This window comes from Rothia sp. HMSC071B01 (assembly GCF_001808945.1).
Classification (GTDB): Bacteria; Actinomycetota; Actinomycetes; order Actinomycetales; family Micrococcaceae; genus Rothia.
The window spans coordinates 1-1,493 of the sequence record NZ_KV795062.1; the positions used below are offsets into that span (position 1 = coordinate 1).

Sequence of the window (1,493 nt, forward strand, 5' to 3'; positions counted from 1 at the left end):
TAACCCTGCGTGAACACGAAAGCATCCGAACGCAGGTTCGCATCCGACGGCTGAGTACGCACCGTCAACCGCTCAAAATCGTAATCAGCGAGCGCATCCTCAGCCAGCTGCGCACCCTTCTTCGCAGCAGTAGCACGAGCCTCAGCCTCACTCGTCGGAACGCTAATCTTGCGAGGAGCAATCTTCGCTAGTGAAGGATGGTCACCCGCTAAAGTGCACTCAAACGTGGTGTAATTCCTGGGTGTAACTCCAGAGTCAATCTTCTTACTCGCGTAGCAAGACCCAGGCGCATAGAACCATGCATCGTCAGTCTCACAGGGAACCTCAACACCACCGGTTGCGATACAGGTCTGGCCCTTCATCGACGCCACAGGCTGAATAACAGGAGCATCCCCTGCGTCACGGTTCTCATTCACCGCTACTGAGCTGTCAGAAGATTCCTGAAATTTATTCTGCTGAACCGCAACACGGGAGTTAGAAATGTTAACATTCACATCCGCGCTCGCTGGCGCAGCCATACCGGAAGCCACGAGCATCGCAACCATGACGGTAGAACAAAAATTCTTGCGATATTTCATCTTTCCCCCTCCTCTACGAGGAAGCGCATCCCTTACCGAGAGAGCGTGCGCCATTATAAACGTAACGACCATCCTGCAAACGAATCACAGAGACCTCAACAGTAGTCGTCGACTCCGGGCCGGTCACAGCGCGCTCACCATCAGCAGTCCGCAACTGCGTCCAGTCCGAGCAATACTTCACCCGCAACACGGAGTAGGGGTGAGAGGTACCATCAGGGTAATCATAGGTAAAGACATCCGTCACCGACATATCACGAGCGATAACCTCGCCCTTAAAAACACCACCGTTGTTCTTAATGTCATCACGGGTAACCTGAATATTTTCCTTGACCTTATCCAGCTTTTCCGGAGCCACAAACTTCAGCAACTCCTCATCACTGGTGTGCTCAAAATCCCCGTGCAACCACGCATTCAACATGCGGTTATCGTTCACCGCAACGCGCTTAGCCGCCTTAATCGCTGCATCCTTCGCAATCGAGGCATCAGCATTCGTATCATCATCCGCACGAACCTCAACCACCTCAGACCCCTTCGGGTTCGCCGCCACAGACGCAGACGCCGAAGCCTTCGCGGCGGTGGGGGTGGAAGCAGCAGACGCGCTCGCCGAGGCAGTTACAACCGGCGCATTAGAAGCGGTTTCGGAAGATTCGCTGGTTGCCTGTCCGCCGCCGCATGCAGAGAGTGCAAGCATCAGGGCAACGGACATAGTAGCCAGGCCGGTGCGGGTGGTTCGGTGCTTCAAAGTCTTCATGGTGTGCTCCTTTGGAGGGTTCCCCTCATCTGGTGCCTGGTATGTGTAGGCTCCAGTGGAGGTTTTATCGGTTGGTTTCACCGTATCACACGGTCTCATCAGAACATCCATCAGACGGCTAGATGCTCAGGGTGACACCGCGTGCGATAGCGAGATCCCGGTAG

2 protein-coding genes are annotated in these 1,493 nt (G+C 54.7%); both read right to left on the reverse strand.

Annotated features, from left to right (window positions below; translation table 11 throughout):
• On the reverse strand, window positions 1–578 hold a 578-nt coding region (locus HMPREF2527_RS00850; RefSeq protein WP_141744427.1), incomplete at its 3' end, for a hypothetical protein.
• A 13-nt stretch (window positions 579–591) separates the two neighbouring features.
• Complete coding sequence (locus tag HMPREF2527_RS00855; RefSeq protein WP_070505708.1) at window positions 592–1,329, reverse strand: hypothetical protein; 738 nt, start codon at window positions 1,327–1,329, stop codon at window positions 592–594.
• Window positions 1,330–1,493: the final 164 nt, after the last annotated feature.